This window comes from Bacillus sp. 05T31 (genome assembly GCF_056396725.1).
On sequence record NZ_JBFTMA010000531.1, the window covers coordinates 1 to 3,116 of the forward strand.

1 protein-coding gene and 1 pseudogene are annotated in these 3,116 nt (G+C 32.4%); both read left to right on the forward strand.

From position 1 onward, the window contains the following. The first annotated feature begins 313 nt into the window (after nt 1-313). Nucleotides 314-1,717 (forward strand): S8 family peptidase, encoded by a 1,404-nt coding sequence (locus AC1DJR_RS23580; protein WP_429688663.1) that lies wholly within the window; start codon nt 314-316, stop codon nt 1,715-1,717. 143 nt (nt 1,718-1,860) lie between these two features. Continuing rightward, a pseudogene (locus AC1DJR_RS23585) lies at nt 1,861-2,581 on the forward strand (IS4 family transposase); the annotation flags it as partial. Between the last annotated feature and the right edge of the window lie 535 nt (nt 2,582-3,116).

The window sequence follows — 3,116 nt, forward strand, 5'->3', positions numbered from 1 at the left end:
CTCTATAATAAATTGGACACTCTGGTTGCAGAAATTACAATCCCCATCGAATAATATAATGTTATTCATATTTTTCTCCTTTCAACACTATTTAATGTATGAATTCTATATATATACCTGATATTATAATCCGAATATTGGTAATAATCAAATCTATTTAGCGGAAGTTATTTTTTAAATTAATATAAGAAAATGTTTTCTAGCTCTATCAAATATTCTCTTACTATTAATGGTGGGGATTCTTAATGTCTAAAATTCAAAATTTAATGTGCATATTTTTCTAAAAAGATTAAAGAAATTTGGAGGAATTAAAATGAAGAATCTTAAATTTTTTTTGGCCTTCTCCTTAGCATTTTACTTATTGCTTTTCGGTGAAGTTACCCATGCGGAAGAGAAAGAGAAATACTATACAATTTTATTAGATAAAAATGCAAATGTTGATGACTGGATTGAAAAGTTCTCATCAAATAGTTCACAAATAATTTATATGGTAAAAGAAGTTGGTTTGTTACAAATAAAAACAACGAGTACAAATATGAAAATGATAGGAAATAGTTCTTCAATTCGAGCCTACAATCAATCTATTAATAACAATTCAGATAACTTAAAAGATCTCAATAAAGAAATTTTTTCAGAATCATCATTATGGCATATGCAATGGGACATGCAAAAAATAACTAATAACGGAGAAAGCTATAAGGTTTTTCCTGGGACAAAAAATGTAACCGTTGGTATTGTTGACTCAGGCATTGATATTAATCATCCTGATTTAAAGGATAATATTGTTGTAGGGTCAAAAAATCTTATTCCAAGTGGCGGTTTTAGGGGTGAAGAAATTCAAGAAACTGGAGATATTAATCAAATTAATGATATTAATGGACATGGTACCCTTGTTGCCGGGCAAGTTGCCGCAAATGGGCGTATTAAAGGGGTGGCACCTGGAATTGGTATTAAATCTTATAGAGCGCTGGGTCAGAAAAAATCTGAAAACATCTGGATAATTAAAGGGATTATAGAAGCAGCAAAAGATGATGTTGACGTAATTAATGTTAGCTTAGGTTCTTATCTTGTAAATGGAATAGTACATTCTAATGATGGACATTCAGTCAATAATTTAGCTGAAATTGAAGGATACAAAAGGGCTATTCAATTCGCTAAAACTCAAGGTAGTGTTGTTGTTGCTGCTGTTGGAAATGATTCGCTTAATCTTAAAGACAGCAAACAAATGAATGACTTTTTTACCGAAAATATCGAAAACGGGACTATAATTAGTGGTAAAATTTTTGACGCTCCAGCAAGTTTTGATGATGTAGTAGCCGTAGCATCAGTTAATCTAAAAGATGAATTGTCTGTATTCTCCAATTATGGTGAAGGGATTATTGATATAGCAGCTCCCGGTGGAGACCTCAGACTATTTAAACAATATGGAGAAAATGATTGGATAAATAAGGGCTTTTATCTACAAGAAACAGTCTTTAGTACATGGCCGGGAGGGTACTTTGCTACATGCGGAAATTCTTTAGCAGCTCCTAAAGTTTCCGGTACCTTAGCATTAATTATTGACCAAAATAATTACAAACAACAACCAGAAAAATCAATAGATTTTTTATATAAATACGGTATTAATAGTACCATTAAAAACAATAGATTATACGGACATGGTATTTTGGATGTTGATAATGCCGTAAAGACCACGCAGCGAATTTCGAATAAATAATCACGATTTCAAAACTCTTCTAGAATATTTTTGTTATGGGGTATCGTCACATCGTTATCAAGCTAACAAAATAAAAATACCCCTAAAATAAAAAAATACGCTATCCTTTCTGTAAGATCCTAGGAAAGGATAGCGTTTTTTGTATGTCTGTTTATATATCTGATGATTTACAATTATTTGCACAGGAGATTCAGAGTCTTTTATCTCCAAATATCTTACAGAACATTGCTAGAGATGTTGGGTTTGTACTGCAATCTAGTAAATATCAGGTAAGAGACCTATTATCTTTATACGTATAGATAAGTCAAGGTTTAGCGAAAACTTCCTTAATCCAAATTTGTAGCTGTTTAGAAGCATCAACAACGGTACTTATCAGTCCTGAAGGACCGAATCAACGATTTAACGCTACTACTGTGCATTTTTTACAGCGAGTATTAGCCAAACCTCTCGACCGCAAATTATTCTCATCTATGCTTCTATCTTCTCCACATACCTTTATTTTTAAGCTTATTCGTAGCTTAGATTCAACCGCATTTCAAATTACAGATGTATTTTCATCAAATTATCCAGGTACAGGGGGCAGTCATAAGGAAAATGTGAAAGTTCAACTTGAATATGACCTTTTAGTGGACAGTTCCTTCATATTTATATAGGAACAATGATTGAACCTATGGTTCTTTGTACGCCCCGGCTATAAAAGCGAAAGACTTGCGTATCCGAGGTTTAGGCTATTTTCATCTCAAAGATCTCCAACATATACACGATAAGGACGTTTACTACATCTCTCACATCAAATCCAACACGCATATTTATGAAAAAAATCTAAATCTAGATTACCTTCAAGACAGAAGAATCAAGAAAGGTAGGTTCTGCTTTTTCTTCTACTACAGCCTTTGAAGTAACTGCTCCGATATCTTCTGATTTTTTCTCAACTTGTTCCTTTAGCTTAACCTTTGCCCAAGCGAAAGTTCATTATCTTTGGAGGAAAACATAAAGTAACAATCTTTAAATTCTTTGTCTTTACAGATGCTCTTAAAGTTTTCTCCACAAGTTGTTTATCATTATCTTTAATATATGTAGTACCTGAACAACACGTATTTTATTTTTCAAGACTTTTATATTCGTTTACACCAACTAATATTGCTATTTTCACTCCCAATTATCTCCCCCTAATCCATATTCATTACTACTACCTTCACGATTCAGGACTCGAATCCTAAGAATAGACGCATGCTGAGCGCATACAAAAAGTACTCACACCTTATCTAAATGTGAGTACTTTGGTATTTGCTATCAGATAATTATCAAAACTATCACAAAACACCTATGTATAAACGTGTATTGCTAAAGTTTCTATTAGAATATATTAGTTTAAGAAGCTAATTGATCTGCTACTTCT

Excerpts from the sequence above, each read along its gene's own strand:
- AC1DJR_RS23580 (WP_429688663.1), top strand. The coding sequence starts at position 314 with ATGAAGAATCTTAAATTTTTTTTGGCCTTCTCCTTAGCATTTTACTTA.